Genomic DNA, 13,981 nt, shown 5'->3' with positions numbered 1-13,981 from the left:
GGGTTGGGGTCATGCCTTGGTGTCGATGTGTTTCAATACGTAGTTATTTTCCAGGGTCTCGTTGATCATGTTCACTGCAATCCGATGGCCTTTGACGCGGTATGTCCCTTCTTCGAGTTGACGTTTCAATTGCATTACCCGATCTTCTCGGATTTCAGGCAATAAGTGCACAAGCTCTGCCGCTGCTTTGAATTCTCGGCCTCTTTCCGTCAGGCTGACGATATCCCTTCCCGTTGTTTTTCGCTGCACACCGGTCGTCGCTTCCGCTGTCGGGTGCGGCAGTTCCTCAGCGGACCGATCCGGTGTGGGCGGGGAGGGCAAGGGGCCTTTTTCGGGAATTTCCATTCAAGATCTCCTGGTAAGCACTGATCTCATTTTCCATGGTCAGCGACCATGGTCCGGTTTCCCTTATTATCGGCACCTTACGGCGATGGCTTTAGCTTTTCGATTCCTCGGATTTTCATACCCATCCGTTGCTGATATTATTTTGTTCCTTTGAGCTGGTTGAAAATCATTCGTGAAATTCCGATGCCGCCGTTTTGCGCCATCTCCCCGGCGATTTGTTCATCCATCATGCCGGTAAAAATCTCTTCAGCCATGGATGGGGGGAACAATGTGGATTCAGGCACCGTTGCCCGCATTTCACGAATCATGAAATTGAGCAGAAGGGACTCGAACTGTTCGCTGGCCTTTTCGATATCGGCATCTGAATGACCGTCGCGCCGCGTTCCCGACTCAGCAGTAGAAAGGGTTTTGTCAACACTCGACGACCGAAGCTGAAAAATGGTGGAATTCGTGTCCATCAGGTTAAAATCCGTCATCAAATCACCTCCAGATCCGCCTGAAGGGCGCCCGCCGCCTTGATGGCCTGGAAAATGGCAATCAGGTCTCTGGGGGTGACCCCCAAGGCATTGAGGGCATGGACCACTTCGCCGATACTCACCCCAGTTGGGACCACCACCAGTTGATTGGCATCTTCCTGTACGTTGACCTGGGTATTGGGCAAGGCTGCCGTCTGTCCGTTGGAAAAAGGAAGCGGCTGGGAGACATCTGTGTTCTCTTTGACAACGATGCTCAAATTTCCATGGGCAATAGCGATGGTTGAGATGCGCACCTGCTCTCCCATGACCACCGTACCGGTCCGTTCGTTGATCACCACCTTGGCGTCATTGTCCGGCTCCACCTCAAGCGTGCTCAGCGAAGCCACCAAGGGGACCGTATTGCCCAGGTAGCGTTCCGGGATGGTTATTTCAATGGTGCCGGCATCCTGGGCACGGGCAACCGGCTCAGCGAATCGGGCATTGATCGTATCAACCACCCGCGCTGCCGTGTTGAAATCGGGAGTGTGCAGGCTGAACAGCAAACTTTCGCGATCCCTGAAATCATTGGGAACCTCCCGTTCGATGATGGCTCCGGACAACACCCGACCCACGGTGGGAAAATTCTTTACCACCGTAGAGGCCGCCCCGCCGGCACCAAAGCCACCTGTATTCACCGGACCCTGCGCCACCGCATAAACCTTGCCGTCAACACCTTTGAGGGGCGTGAGCATAAGCGTGCCGCCCTGAAGGTTGTCGGCGTCACCGATGGAACTGACCAGCACGTCGATGCGGTTTCCCCGTTTGGCAAAGGGTGGGAAGTTGGCCGTCACCATGACCGCAGCGACATTTTTCACCTGGATATCCTTCCGGTCGAGGGTCACCCCCATTTTCTCCAACATGGAGGCCATGGATTGAACCGTAAAGGTGGCTTTTTTGCCGTCCCCGGTTCCGTCTAACCCCACTACGAGGCCATAGCCCACCAACTGGTTCATGCGAACCCCGTTGATTTCGGCGATATCCTTGAGCCTGACCGCATCGGCAGCGTTATGCCACCCCAATCCGATGACAATGACCATGCCAATTATGACTGTGCGTATCCTTTTCATGGGGTCCTTCATTCCTCGGGTTTAAAAGGGCCATACCTTCATGACGATATTGGTCAGCCAGCCGGGTTTTTGCCGGTCGTTGACCACACCGGTACCGCTGTATGAAATCCTGGCATCGGCAACATAGGTGGAAAGCACCTGATTGTCTGCACTGATATCGCGGGGCCGCACCACACCCGAGAGTTGGATGATCTGGTTTTCGCTGTTGATCAACACCTCCCGGGACCCGGTGACGACCAGGTTGCCGTTGGGCAGCACCTGCGTCACCAAGGCGGTGATATAGGCATTCAGGTCGCCACTCCGTTTGGTGGTTCCATTGCCTTTAAAATCACTTTCCACGCCGCCGGCAACTTTGGAGAAGGGATTGAAGAACGGTTGATCGGCAGGAAACCGTTTTTCCATATTGAAAAAAGCATCCACGCTCGCACTCAAGGAAGAAGAGCGGTCCGTCGCCGTGCTGGCTTTGTTGGTGGCCGCCGACGATTCAGCGATTTTAATGGTGACGATGTCCCCTACGGCTCGGGCCTTCTGATCGGCAAACATGGAGATCAAAGGTGCGTCATCCTGCCACAAAGATCCCTCCGTGTGCGATTCAGGAAGGGTCGCCGACGCGGACGGTGAAGCTGCCGGTGGATTGATTTCATAACTGGGTGCCTTGGATTGAAGCGATCGGCCCGTTCCGGAAAAACTGTTGGCGCAGCCCGCCAAACCGATCCCCAAAATACAAATGATCACCCATGACCTAAATCTGCCTGCCAGGTAAGTTCTGCATCGACCGTTCATTTTGTACCTCGATAGCGTCCACCCGGAAAGGGTTGATTGGGGTTCAGACCACGGCCGCAGCGTTTTCGTAACTGCAGGCCGGGCTGGGCCGCAAAATGCCATTTCTGAATAACGCCCGCTAAAAGTCCACTGCTACCGCACCCGGTCCGGTCACCCGGGCGGTGATGATGCGATTGGAATCCGTATTCATCACCCTTACCATCTCCCCTTTGCACCCCTGTTGTTTGACCACTCCGGTGGCGGTAATGATCATTGGGCCGGTATTGGCGACAATCTTTACGATGTCGCCCCTTCTGACCAGAGGCGGTGAGGCAACCATGTTCGCTTGAAGCACGGTTTGGGGATAGATCATCCGCGTGGTTCGATTTCCCAGGACATCTTCGATACGGCTGACGGTATCCGAGGACAGACCCGACAGGTCGCGGCGTTCGAGAGACAGATCAGCCAGTTCGATAACCGCATACTTTCCCAGGGGCCGGACCACCGTGACCACATCCGCCATGACGGAAATGGTCGCATTCACCCAGACCTTACGCACCGGTTCCCCGTCTACAAAAAGATGCAGCGCCAAAATCGTCTGGCCCAGATAATCTTCGTTGCGAGACGGCAGGATCTGGTAGGTCAGTTTCCCCACAGGCAGCTGAAGGGTTTCATCCAAGTTGATGTCGCTGATGGTCACATCTTCGTTTTTCCACGGCATCCGGCTGCGGATCGCCATTTCGACCGCACGCTGGATACGTTGGGTGGGCAACGTGGCTGCCTGACGGGTAATCCTCACATCCTGGGGGCCTTTAAAAAGAATCGATGTCGTGTCTATACCGGCTTGTTTGAGACGGATGCGAATATAGTCGATACTCACGAACCGGGTCTGACCGGGCTGGGGGGCCCTGGCCACAACGATTGCCCCCAACGTCTCCAACCGGCCGTTTGAAGTGCCGGTCAACGTGGCGATGTCCGACAGGCGAACCGAATCCTGCTCGACCAGGACCGCCGCGTTGAGGGCGAGGCAGGTGCCGTCCGATGAAAAAGCTGGCGGTGAAAGCAGACACACGGCAACCATGAAAATAAGGCATACACCTAGTTTTCTCATATTGTCGGATCGTTGACTTCGGTGTGTCATCATCGAAGCTACCTTCTCAGGTTGGTTGCGGTCTGAAGCATGTCATCGGAGGCCTGAATGGTCTTGCTGTTGGTTTCATAGGCTCGTTGGGCCACGATCATGTTGACCATCTCATCTACCACGCTCACGTTGGACATTTCCAAATACCCTTGCGCAATGGTGCCGTAGCTGTCCTCACCCGGTGTCCCTGTGGTGGCATCTCCCGAGGAAGCGGACGGGATGTAAAGATTCCTGCCGATACTCCTCAACCCCGCCGGATTCACAAAGTTGGCCAGTTCAATATTGCCGATTTCCGATGGTTGATTTTCTCCTGCCAACAGGACCGATACCGTACCGTCAGTCCCGATGGAAACGGAAATCGCATCCGTCGGAATGGTGATTTCCGGTTCCATGGGAAACCCGTCCGATGTTACCAACCGGCCGTCGCTGTCCAGCTTGAATGTGCCCGCCCGGGAATACCCGATTTCTCCGTTGGGCTGGATCACCTGAAAAAAGCCGCCACCTTCGATGGCCATGTCCAATTGATTCTGGGTGTGGTTGAATTCTCCCTGGGTGAACATCTTCTGGGTGGCGGCGGGGCGTACGCCGTGGCCCACCTGGATTCCGGTGGGTACCTGGGTATCTGCAGAAGATGACACCCCCGGCGATCGGAGCGTCTGGTAAAGCAGATCCTGGAAATCGGCCCGGCTTTTCTTGAATCCGGAGGTGCCGACATTGGCCAGGTTGTTTGAAATCACATCGATGTTCAATGTCTGAGCCTGCATTCCTGTGGCTGCGGACCATAGACTTCTGATCATGGTTTCCTCCTGTAGCGTTTCACCATTGGCATGGACCCTGTGGTGGAGACTCGATCGTCCACCGGTGCCGTGTCAGTTCATTATTTATATGCCTTTGCCCACATCATTAATGCTCTTGGATGTGGCTTCGTCAGCACTTTGGATCACCTTTTGATAGGCTTCAAAGGCCCGCGATGTTTCAATCATCTCGGTCATGGCCCGTACGGGGTTGACGTTTCCGGTTTCCAGATAACCCTGGCTCAAAGAGGTGTTCTCCGGGCGCTTTCCCGAAATTGAAGCATCCGATCCGACAAATCGACCGTTGCCGGCTTTTTTCAGCGTTTCGGTATTGGAAAAATCGGTTATTTGGAGTCGTCCGACTTCGTCCCCGTCCACGTACACGCCCCCCTCCATGTCGATTTCAACGGTCCCTTCCTCAAGGGAAATTTCACCGCCTTCGCCCATCACCGGATAGCCGTCCGATGTGACCAGCACCCCATCGGCATTCAGCGAAAAGCTTCCCTGACGCGTATATTGGACACCGTCGGGCGTCTGGATGGAGAAAAAGCCATCTCCGTTAATGGCCACATCCAAGGGGTTGCCGGTCTGTCGAATCGCCCCCTGACTGAAATCGATGACGGTGGAAAAAGGCGGTGCATAGGGTGATAACGATTGAATCCCTTCTATAGATGTCTGAAATGTCTGGGATTCGATCTCTTCCGGGATCCTGAAGATGGATTGATCGCCTTTATAGCCGATGGTACTGATGTTGGCCACATTGTTGGCGAGCACCTCCAGTCGCAATTGCTGAACCAGAGCGCCGGCTGCGGCAAGGTACATTCCACCACTCATGGCGTTGACTCCTGATAGGTTGTATTGGGTTTGTCCATGTCTGAGACAGTATTACGCAAACTATGTGCCACAACCTGAACTTTCCGAATGGGCTCTATTTCAGGCCGATCAGGCGATTGTAGAATAGGGTTGACCGGCTGAAAAATAAAAAACCGGTAGGCAACAAATGCCTTACCGGTCTTTTTTTCCTTTTTTTCAAAAGCAACGCCAGTTCCGCGGTTATGCAGCATTCAGACGCATGACCAAGGAGACTTCCGCTTCGGGCAATTGCAACTGGCGGGCGATATTCGCGACGGCAATCCCGTCGTGGGCCATGGGCAGAATCTGGTCGTAGGACGAATGATGATGGGTCGAGGCAGGGTTCGCTTCGGCCTGCAATGCATCAATGGCATCGGTCATCGACGGTTTTCTGACAACCCCGCCCAGTTTTTGTCGTTCCTGCTCGAGGGTGCGAGCCAGTGCAGCCAGTAGGGAATCAGTTTTCTGGGCCATCAGGAACATGAGCGCCCGATGTTCGATATCGTGATCCCGGCTTGAGGAATTAAACAATGCGCTGTTCGATCCGTTCCCCTGTTCAGGGCTTTTCCGGGCAAGCCCCCGTTTCAGGATCCAGAATCCGATCAGCAGTACGATAACAACGACGCCCCAGATTTCATAGCTGGCATGTAACATGTTCACCTCTTTTTCTTCTTGTCGACACGGTCTCGCATGCCGATCGATGCGTGCGGTTTCGATCAATCCTCAAGCAATCCATCCCGGCGCAGTTTGCTTCTCAGATGAATGATGGCCTGTGCGTGGATCTGCGAAACACGGGATTCGGTAATATCCATGACCTTACCGATCTCCTTCATCGTTAATTCATCGGAATAATAAAGGGATACGACGAGCTTTTCCTTTTCCGGAAGCATGTCGATATTCTTGGCGATGGTAGACTTGATCTCTTTCATGGTGGTCATGGACAGCGCGTCATCAGCATCGCCATAAGCCAGAGAACTGGAAATCGTCGAAGCATCGTTTCGCGATCCTTGCCCGACCTCTTCGAAGCTGACGAAGGAAATGCTGGACATCCGCTTGACCTTATAAAACTGTTCCAGGTCCATGTTCATCTCGTCGGCCACCTCCTGGTCGGCGACTTCCCGACCCAACTTCTGCTCCAACTTCAGATAGGCCTTTTCCAGATCGCGGATCTTCCTTCGTGTGGTACGGCCCAGAAAATCGCGTGACCGCAGTTCACTCAACACGGCGCCCTTGATACGAAATACGGCGAAGGTGATAAATTTATTGTCCCGGGAGGGGTCGTAACGTTCAATGGCCTGAATCAATCCGATGATTCCCACATTGATCAGATCATCCACCTCGATGGTGGCCGGCAAATGAACCGCGATCCGGTTCACGATGCGCTTCACATAAGGAAGGTATTCGTTGATAATCTGATTTCGCAGCAAATGGCTGTCTTTACCGAAATTTTCTTCTCGCGATTGCGCCAGGTCCATGTCTTTGCTCCAGGTTTAGGAATTCTTCCGTTCTGCTTTTTGTCCATCCACCCTTCCATTGCCGGGAAAGGCCGATCTCCGCTACGCCGTTCAGGCAGGTTCGATTATGATAGTTACACTATTATCGAGACATTGATTTGTTGATGTCCGCATGGTTTACACGATATCCCGCCAGATCAGAGGCCGATTCTCCAGGCAGGGAATCATCGGCTGAGATCTGACCAGTTTATGGGCCAATTCGGCGAAGTTTCGACTCGCCTGGGTCATGGGGGCCAATTCACTGACGACTTTCTGTTTGCGGACACCGTCTTTCACCTTGTCGTCTGCCAGGACATTCCCGAAATATTCGATCGAGACATCCAGAAAACGATTGGCCACCAGACAGAGCTGCCGGCTCACCTCTTCGGCTTCTCTTGCATTTTTTGCCAGATTGACGATCAGCCGGAAATGCTTCTCCTGGTATTTGACCGAAAGGATTTTCATCAATGCATAGGCATCGGTAATGGACGTCGGTTCGGGGGTGACGACCACCATGATCTCATTGGCCGACGCATTGAAATAGAGTACGTTGGAGGAGATGCCGGCGGCCGTATCGATCAGCACGATGTCATAGTCGGACAACAGGGTATTGAGTTCATTAAATATCCCTATTTTCTGAGCAGATGTCAACTTGGTCAGTTCCTGAATTCCAGACGAAGCGGGCAGTATCTTTAAATTCCCCGGTCCACTGACGATGATTTCCGACAATTTTTTCCTGCCTTCGACCACGTGGGAAAGATTGTATTGGGGCGTCAGTCCCAACAGCACATCCAGATTTCCGAGGCCCAGGTCCGCATCGAAGATGAGCACCCTTTTGCCCGCCTTGCACAGGGTGTAGCCTAAATTGGCGACGATATTGGTTTTTCCAACGCCGCCTTTCCCGCTGGTAATGGCAATAACCCTGGCCTGTGACGGCTGCGCTTCACCCTTTTTCATCATCGAATGCCTCTGTCTTCTCATCTGGTTCAGGCTGATGATCTGTCCGGTCTTCTCAAAATTTGGCATTACGGTCTGTCTCCCCGATTATAAGGCACTCGCACGCTGAAAACCAAAAGAGCCATTCACCGATTTTCTGATCATGCTGATATCGCAGCATGCCCGGCACGGTTTGAATCCTTCGTCCATGGCTTGTTCAATGCTGTTGAACGCAGTAATATTCTCGGCGTTGATCCGTTTGACCGACTTGCAGGTGGGGTGGTGAAAAAGTTCGGAATTGCAGTTGGCCACATAGTGGACTGAATCGCTGTTGTCATCACTGCCAACAGAACCGGTTTTTATCTGTTCCCGTTTCCCGGAAAAAACGGTCACCCGTCCCCCCACGGGTTTACGATTCGGGGGAAACCCGCCCAGCCTATCGGCCGTCGATTCCTGCAATCCATCGAACAGATCCACCCCATCACCAAAGAAGGATGACGGTAGTCCGCTTTTCTTCAACAGATCCAAAACGACTCCCCCATTGATATGCTCATCCATATGGGTCAACAGTAAACGATTCACCCCCAAAGGTGAAAAGGAGTTGACAGTGGCCTCAAACACGTCGTCCCGGACGGTGGCACTGACCACCAGATGGATCTCATCCGGTTTGGCGGATCGGAGCAATGCGCAGATGTCATCCATCATGGATGGGTCCGTGCTGTTCATTCCCGGGGTATCGATCAACACCACATCGACATCCATAAGATCGGTTAAGGCCGACTGCAATTGCTCGGCGTCGTGGATGATGATGAGCGGCAGGTTCATGATTTGCGCAACACGTGCCAGCATGCCGTTTGCACCGATTCTGAATCGATCCAGGCTGATGAGTCCAATCCGTTTCTTTTCAACCACTCGGCAATGCCAGGCCAGTTTGGCCACCGTGGTCGTTTTTCCCACACCGCACGGCCCTGCCAGCGCAATGACTTTCTGTGCCGCCAAATCGCGGTAAAAGGGTTCGGCGATCAGACGGTTGTTATCCGAGTGCAACATTCGTTTTAACCGTGAACCCTCATCTGCCATAGGATTGCCCTTGGTCTCCAGGTCAGATTTTACCGCGTCCGGAATAAATCCCTGTTTTGGTATGGAATCCCATCCATCCAGCGGTGAATGCTTCTTTTTCGGGGCTGGCGGCTGATGCAAAAAGGGCCGATCTTTTAGGCTCAACGGCATAATTGTCTGAGGTGACGACGACAGGGAAACGCGATCCGTTTCCCCCTCGCTGTTCAGATGTTCGGACAACAGTCCGGAAAATTCATGGTTGTCCCGGGCATCATCGACCGGATAATCGGTGGCAGCGGTAATCTCGACACTTTTTTTCCTCAACGCACTGAAAAAACCGCCCGCCCGAATTTCTTTTGCCGACAGGATCACGGCATTGTCGCCAAACTCATGTTTAACCAGGCGAAGGGCTTCGGTCATATCGGCCGCTTCAAATCGCTTAATCTGCATCTGAGGCCTCCACGGTTCCCACTATTTGAATCTTGGCACTGCTGACGATCTCATCGTATGAAAGCACTGCCAAGCCTGGAATAAACCGGTCAGCCAGTTTTTTAAAATGGCTCCGGATCTGGGCTGAGCAGACGAGCAGGGGTTGAACACCCAATGATTTATAATCTTCCATCTTAACGGTCAGGTCGTCCATGATGGATTTTGCAAAAGCGGGGTCGATGGCCAGAAAAGCCCCCTGATCGGTCTGCTGAAGGGACTCGGCCACTTTTTTCTCGATGCGCTGATCCAAGGTAAGCACATGGAGCTTGCCATCGTCCGCCTGATAGGAACGGGTAATGGTACGGGCCAGTGCCTGACGGACATGTTCGGTCAGGATTTCCAGTTTCTTGGTGGCAGGGGTCCAATCCGCAAGGGTCTCCAGGATAGTCAGCAGATCCCGCACAGGCACCTGTTCCTGCAGAAGATTCTGGATCACCCGGACTACCCCTCCCAGGGACATGAGATTGGGGACCAGTTCCTCAACCACCTTGGGGTGACTGCCCTTGATGATGTCAAGCATTTTCTGGACTTCCTGCCGGCCCACCAGCTCGTGGGCATGTCGGCGGATCACATCCGAAAGATGCGTCGTCATGATCGTGGCCAGATCCACCACCGTAAACCCTTTTGCATTGGCGTCCTCACGGGCCGCGGGTTTGATCCAGAAGGCCTCCAGTCCGTAGGTAGGTTCCCGTGTGGCAATGCCGCTGATCTTCGCATCGGCGTTGCCCGAATTCATGGCCAGGAGATGGTTGATCATCATGTCGCCTTTGGCGACTTCGATACCCTTCAATAAAATGGAATAGGCTCCCGGTTTGAGTTTCATGTTGTCCTGGATGTGAATCGACGGGACCACGATGCCGATCTCCTGGGCAATCTGTCGCCGGATCGATTTGATACGTTCGAGCAGTTCACCATCCTGCTCCACATCCACCAGCGGGATCAGGCCATAACCGACCTCAAGGGCCAGCACATCAATGGGAGGCAAGGGTTTGAAGGCTTCCGGCGGTCTCTCTTCGTCCTTTTTTGTCTGCTGCAGGGCGAGCTCCCGGGCATCTTCCCGTTTGGCCCGCTGAGTCTGAAACACAAGGTAGGCCACCACTCCTGCCGTCGCAGATAAAATTAAAAACGGAAGGGTCGGCATTCCGGGGACCAGCCCGAAACCAAAAAGAATAACTGAAGCGACAACGAAAGCCCGGGGCTGAATCAGCAACTGGCTTCCGATTTCAAGCCCCATATTTTTTTCGGCACCGGCACGGCTCACCACGATACCTGCGGCGGTGGAAATAATCAGCGCAGGGATCTGGCTTACCAATCCGTCGCCAACGGTCAGCAGGGTGTAGGTCTGAGCGGCATCGACGAAGTTCATGTCTTTTTGGAAGACGCCAATGGCCAGACCGGCCAAAATATTGACAAAGGTGATGATAATACCGGCAATGGCATCGCCGCGCACAAACTTGTTGGCACCATCCATGGCGCCATAGTACTCCGCCTCACGGCTGATCTGCCCGCGACGCTCCCTGGCTTGGGTTTCATCGATGAGTCCGGCATTCAGGTCGGCATCGATGCTCATCTGCTTGCCGGGCATGGCGTCCAGGGTAAACCGGGCGGCTACTTCGGCGATTCTGCCGGCACCTTTGGTGATCACCATGAAGTTGATCACCACCAGGATGACAAAAACGATAAATCCGACAATGTAGTTGCCGCCAACCACAAAGTTGCCGAAAGCCATGATCACTTTCCCGGCAGCCTGCGTTCCTTCGTTTCCATGAAGGAGAATCATTCTCGTGGACGCTACGTTCAGGGACAGGCGGAACAGCGTGGACAGCAACAGCAGCGAAGGGAAGGAAGACAGATCCAGAGGCTTGAGGATGTACATGCCCACCAGAAGAATGATCAGCGACAACGTGATATTAAAGGAGAGAAACAGGTCTAGCAGCATCGCCGGAATGGGAATGACCATGACCATGAGAATGGACATGGCGGCAAACCCCATTAGGACATCGGAGTTATTGGCAACAAAGGCGAACCGGTCTAAATACTGTTTGCGTTCGGCAAGTTCCATGATGCGGTTTGGCGCTCCTTGATTACTGGAAAGTATCAATGCCTTGGAATTAGCACATTCCATGCCTATTCCATTTCTATCGAGGCTTTCTGCTGGTACGACGACCCGTTCGAATCGAACATTTTGTTTATATTATAAATTTTATCTTCTCAATTTTCTGGGGAACCGATCCAGCCTTCGAATTGAAGATTAAAACCGGCATGCGGTTCCATGAAGCGTCAATTTATTGTCCCGGGAAGACGGCGGTGTCGAGAGATGATGAAACGGAGTCTATATTTTGACGCCGGCAGGCGCCGTGAACCGGCATCAAGGGCGGATCAGCCGTTAACCAAGCCTTTAAGGCGAAAGACATAGGCAAGAATTTCCGCCACGGCACGGTACAGTTCTGCAGGAATGAAATCACCGATCTCCGTGGATTTGAACATGGTTCTGGCCAGCGGTTTATTCTCCACCAGCGGGATGTCATTTTCGATGGCCATGGCTTTAATTTTCTGGGCAATGAAACCGGCGCCCTTGGCCACGACGGTGGGTGCATGCATCCCCTCTTCATATTTCAATGCGATGGCCAGATGGGTGGGGTTGGTGATAACTACGGTGGCTTCCGGCACCGCCTCCATCATCCGCCGTCTGGCCATTTCACGCTGGACGGACCGGATCCTGGCCTTTACGGACGGATCACCTTCCCGTTGCTTATATTCATCCTTGACCTCCTGTTTGGTCATTTTCAAATCCTGCCGGTGTTGCCATTGAGTGTAGGCAAAATCAAGAACAGCCATGAGAAAAAGGACCATGCAGGCATAAAAACAGATCTGGAATGACACCTGACCGATAAAGCGGATAATATTGCCAATGCTCAATTGCATCAAACCGGGAATCTGATCCAGATAACGACGGATGACGAAATAAGCGACAACACTGATAATGACGAGCTTGATGATGGATTTGGCCAGTTCAACCAGCGACCGGAGGGAAACCAGCTTTTTGAGCCCGCTGATGGGATTCAGCTTGGCCAGATTGGGCGTCAGTTTTTCACCGGTAAAAAGAAACCCGAACTGAGCGACATTGCCAAAAACACCGGCGGTCATGACCACCAGCATCAGGGGAATCAGGACAACGACGCAATTGAGAAAGACTTCCCAAAACAGGGTATGCATGGTTTCGGGCATCATGTACAGGGTGCCGGCCCGTTGATACATCACACGCATCATCTCGGTCAGCCGCCCGAGCATCCAGGAGCCGGCAAAAAAAAGAACGCCGATACTTCCGGAGAGAATCAATACGGAAGGAATCTCCCGGCTTTGTGCCACATTGCCCTTTTCGCGGGCATCCGAAAGCTTCTTGCCGGTCGGTTGTTCGGTTTTGTCCTGACTCTGTTCACCGGCCATGAATCACCTGGCCGCTGCCATCAACCGTATCAGATCGAACAGCGTCACCTGATAAGACGAAAACAGATCGATCAGGTAAGCCGTCAGATACGGGGTAACGATCACCATAAAAACCAGTCCGATGACAATTTTCATCGGCATGGCCACGATGAAAATATTAATCTGGGGAACGGTTCTGGCTACCAGGCCAAGGGCGACGCTGACCATCAGCATGACCGCGATCAGGGGGGCGCCCACTTTAATGGCTACGACAAACATGTTCGTGGCCAACCGCATCATCATCCCTACCAGTTGCGGACTGATATGGATAGACAAGGGCGGAAGGATGGTATAGCTGTCCACCAGCGCTGAAAAGAACATATGGTGGGCGTTGATCGATAGAAAGACAAGCATTGCCGTCAAATTATAGAACTGCGCCAAAATCGGAATCTGGGCGCTGGTAGCGGGGTCCATCACATTGGCCACGGCAAATCCCATCTGATAACCGACGATCTGCCCGGCCAGCTGAATGCCGGTGAACAGCAGCTTCACCGAAAGCCCGATGGTCACGCCGATGGCGATTTCGGAAAACACGCCGATGACAAAAGCCATCAGGCTCAGATCCCTCACGCTAACCACCGCATCCACCACCGGGAGCAGCAGTATACTGACTGCAAAGGCAAGCCCGGCTTTGAAGACGACCGGGATGGTAGCGGTATCCAGAACCGGAGCACTGAAAACGATGGCGGCAACCCTGAGAAAAATCAGCATCACCCCGTAAAATGCATCCAGGGGGATATTAAGCGTCGCCATGGTTTTTGTCCGTGGTCATCGGATGTAGATGGGCAGGTTGATGAACAGGTTCTGGGTATAGCCGATGATGACCTTCAGCATCCAGGGGAAAAAAAACAGCAGCGCCAGCGCGACGCCCAACATCTTGGGTACAAATACCAGGGTCATTTCATTGATCTGGGTGGCCGCCTGGAACATGCTCACCAGCACGCCGGCGATGAGGCCCACCGCTAGCATGGGGGTGGCAAGAAAAATGGCCGTTTTGATGGCCTGCATAAAAAAACCGGTGATGAATTCAGGGGTCATGGGA

The 13,981-nt window shown here is 53.2% G+C and carries 15 protein-coding genes; all 15 read right to left on the bottom strand.

The window, feature by feature from the left end:
- Window positions 1-9: 9 nt before the first annotated feature.
- Window positions 10-345 carry a flagellar biosynthesis anti-sigma factor FlgM gene (gene flgM, locus ACHZBS_RS27735; protein ID WP_319409778.1) on the bottom strand — a complete coding sequence of 112 codons (336 nt, stop codon included), beginning with the start codon at window positions 343-345 and terminating at the stop codon, window positions 10-12.
- A 137-nt stretch (window positions 346-482) separates the two neighbouring features.
- On the bottom strand, window positions 483-821 hold the full coding sequence (locus tag ACHZBS_RS27730) for a rod-binding protein (protein WP_319409777.1): 339 nt from the start codon (window positions 819-821) through the stop codon (window positions 483-485).
- Window positions 821-1,927, bottom strand: a complete 1,107-nt coding sequence (locus tag ACHZBS_RS27725) for a flagellar basal body P-ring protein FlgI (RefSeq protein WP_319409776.1) — start codon at window positions 1,925-1,927, stop codon at window positions 821-823. Before ACHZBS_RS27725 ends, ACHZBS_RS27730 begins: the two co-directional genes overlap by 1 nt.
- A 21-nt stretch (window positions 1,928-1,948) precedes the next feature.
- Window positions 1,949-2,710: a flagellar basal body L-ring protein FlgH gene (locus ACHZBS_RS27720; RefSeq protein WP_394708062.1), complete on the bottom strand. Its 762-nt coding sequence runs from the start codon at window positions 2,708-2,710 to the stop codon at window positions 1,949-1,951.
- Between the two features lie 118 nt (window positions 2,711-2,828).
- Window positions 2,829-3,800 (bottom strand): flagellar basal body P-ring formation chaperone FlgA, encoded by a 972-nt coding sequence (gene flgA / locus ACHZBS_RS27715; protein WP_319409774.1) that lies wholly within the window; start codon window positions 3,798-3,800, stop codon window positions 2,829-2,831.
- A 38-nt stretch (window positions 3,801-3,838) separates the two neighbouring features.
- Window positions 3,839-4,627 carry a flagellar basal-body rod protein FlgG gene (gene flgG / locus ACHZBS_RS27710; protein ID WP_319409773.1) on the bottom strand — a complete coding sequence of 263 codons (789 nt, stop codon included), beginning with the start codon at window positions 4,625-4,627 and terminating at the stop codon, window positions 3,839-3,841.
- Between the two features lie 84 nt (window positions 4,628-4,711).
- Window positions 4,712-5,458 (bottom strand): flagellar basal-body rod protein FlgF, encoded by a 747-nt coding sequence (flgF, locus tag ACHZBS_RS27705; RefSeq protein ID WP_319409772.1) that lies wholly within the window; start codon window positions 5,456-5,458, stop codon window positions 4,712-4,714.
- Between the two features lie 219 nt (window positions 5,459-5,677).
- The gene (locus ACHZBS_RS27700; protein WP_319409771.1) at window positions 5,678-6,130 is read right to left on the bottom strand and encodes a DUF6115 domain-containing protein; all 453 of its coding nucleotides are present in this window, start codon (window positions 6,128-6,130) and stop codon (window positions 5,678-5,680) included.
- Between the two features lie 62 nt (window positions 6,131-6,192).
- The gene (locus tag ACHZBS_RS27695) at window positions 6,193-6,951 is read right to left on the bottom strand and encodes a FliA/WhiG family RNA polymerase sigma factor (protein ID WP_319409770.1); all 759 of its coding nucleotides are present in this window, start codon (window positions 6,949-6,951) and stop codon (window positions 6,193-6,195) included.
- Window positions 6,952-7,107: 156 nt separating this feature from the next.
- A complete protein-coding gene (locus ACHZBS_RS27690; protein WP_319409769.1) occupies window positions 7,108-7,995 on the bottom strand; it encodes a MinD/ParA family protein in 888 nt (295 codons plus the stop codon).
- An 18-nt stretch (window positions 7,996-8,013) separates the two neighbouring features.
- A complete protein-coding gene (locus ACHZBS_RS27685; protein ID WP_319409768.1) occupies window positions 8,014-9,414 on the bottom strand; it encodes an Ada metal-binding domain-containing protein in 1,401 nt (466 codons plus the stop codon).
- The gene (gene flhA / locus ACHZBS_RS27680) at window positions 9,404-11,515 is read right to left on the bottom strand and encodes a flagellar biosynthesis protein FlhA (RefSeq protein WP_319409767.1); all 2,112 of its coding nucleotides are present in this window, start codon (window positions 11,513-11,515) and stop codon (window positions 9,404-9,406) included. The genes ACHZBS_RS27685 and flhA overlap by 11 nt, the downstream gene beginning before the upstream one ends.
- A gap of 317 nt (window positions 11,516-11,832) precedes the next feature.
- The gene (gene flhB, locus ACHZBS_RS27675) at window positions 11,833-12,900 is read right to left on the bottom strand and encodes a flagellar biosynthesis protein FlhB (RefSeq protein ID WP_319409766.1); all 1,068 of its coding nucleotides are present in this window, start codon (window positions 12,898-12,900) and stop codon (window positions 11,833-11,835) included.
- A gap of 3 nt (window positions 12,901-12,903) precedes the next feature.
- Window positions 12,904-13,692, bottom strand: coding sequence for a flagellar biosynthetic protein FliR (gene fliR, locus ACHZBS_RS27670; protein ID WP_319409765.1), 789 nt, complete (start codon window positions 13,690-13,692; stop codon window positions 12,904-12,906).
- Window positions 13,693-13,707: 15 nt separating this feature from the next.
- Window positions 13,708-13,977, bottom strand: coding sequence for a flagellar biosynthesis protein FliQ (gene fliQ, locus ACHZBS_RS27665; protein ID WP_319409764.1), 270 nt, complete (start codon window positions 13,975-13,977; stop codon window positions 13,708-13,710).
- Window positions 13,978-13,981: the final 4 nt, after the last annotated feature.

The organism is uncultured Desulfosarcina sp., from assembly GCF_963664155.2.
Classification (GTDB): Bacteria; Desulfobacterota; Desulfobacteria; order Desulfobacterales; family Desulfosarcinaceae; genus Desulfosarcina.
This window is presented reverse-complemented; position numbering and strand designations above follow the sequence as displayed.

Coding starts and splice junctions, on each gene's coding strand:
- ACHZBS_RS27730 (WP_319409777.1), bottom strand. CDS start 821: ATGACGGATTTTAACCTGATGGACACGAATTCCACCATTTTTCAGCTT.
- ACHZBS_RS27725 (WP_319409776.1), bottom strand. CDS start 1,927: ATGAAAAGGATACGCACAGTCATAATTGGCATGGTCATTGTCATCGGA.
- ACHZBS_RS27720 (WP_394708062.1), bottom strand. CDS start 2,710: ATGAACGGTCGATGCAGAACTTACCTGGCAGGCAGATTTAGGTCATGG.
- ACHZBS_RS27690 (WP_319409769.1), bottom strand. CDS start 7,995: ATGCCAAATTTTGAGAAGACCGGACAGATCATCAGCCTGAACCAGATG.
- ACHZBS_RS27695 (WP_319409770.1), bottom strand. CDS start 6,951: ATGGACCTGGCGCAATCGCGAGAAGAAAATTTCGGTAAAGACAGCCAT.
- flgA (WP_319409774.1), bottom strand. CDS start 3,800: ATGAGAAAACTAGGTGTATGCCTTATTTTCATGGTTGCCGTGTGTCTG.
- flhB (WP_319409766.1), bottom strand. CDS start 12,900: ATGGCCGGTGAACAGAGTCAGGACAAAACCGAACAACCGACCGGCAAG.
- ACHZBS_RS27700 (WP_319409771.1), bottom strand. CDS start 6,130: ATGTTACATGCCAGCTATGAAATCTGGGGCGTCGTTGTTATCGTACTG.
- flgF (WP_319409772.1), bottom strand. CDS start 5,458: ATGAGTGGTGGAATGTACCTTGCCGCAGCCGGCGCTCTGGTTCAGCAA.
- fliR (WP_319409765.1), bottom strand. CDS start 13,692: ATGGCGACGCTTAATATCCCCCTGGATGCATTTTACGGGGTGATGCTG.
- fliQ (WP_319409764.1), bottom strand. CDS start 13,977: ATGACCCCTGAATTCATCACCGGTTTTTTTATGCAGGCCATCAAAACG.
- ACHZBS_RS27685 (WP_319409768.1), bottom strand. CDS start 9,414: ATGCAGATTAAGCGATTTGAAGCGGCCGATATGACCGAAGCCCTTCGC.
- flgM (WP_319409778.1), bottom strand. CDS start 345: ATGGAAATTCCCGAAAAAGGCCCCTTGCCCTCCCCGCCCACACCGGAT.
- flhA (WP_319409767.1), bottom strand. CDS start 11,515: ATGGAACTTGCCGAACGCAAACAGTATTTAGACCGGTTCGCCTTTGTT.
- flgG (WP_319409773.1), bottom strand. CDS start 4,627: ATGATCAGAAGTCTATGGTCCGCAGCCACAGGAATGCAGGCTCAGACA.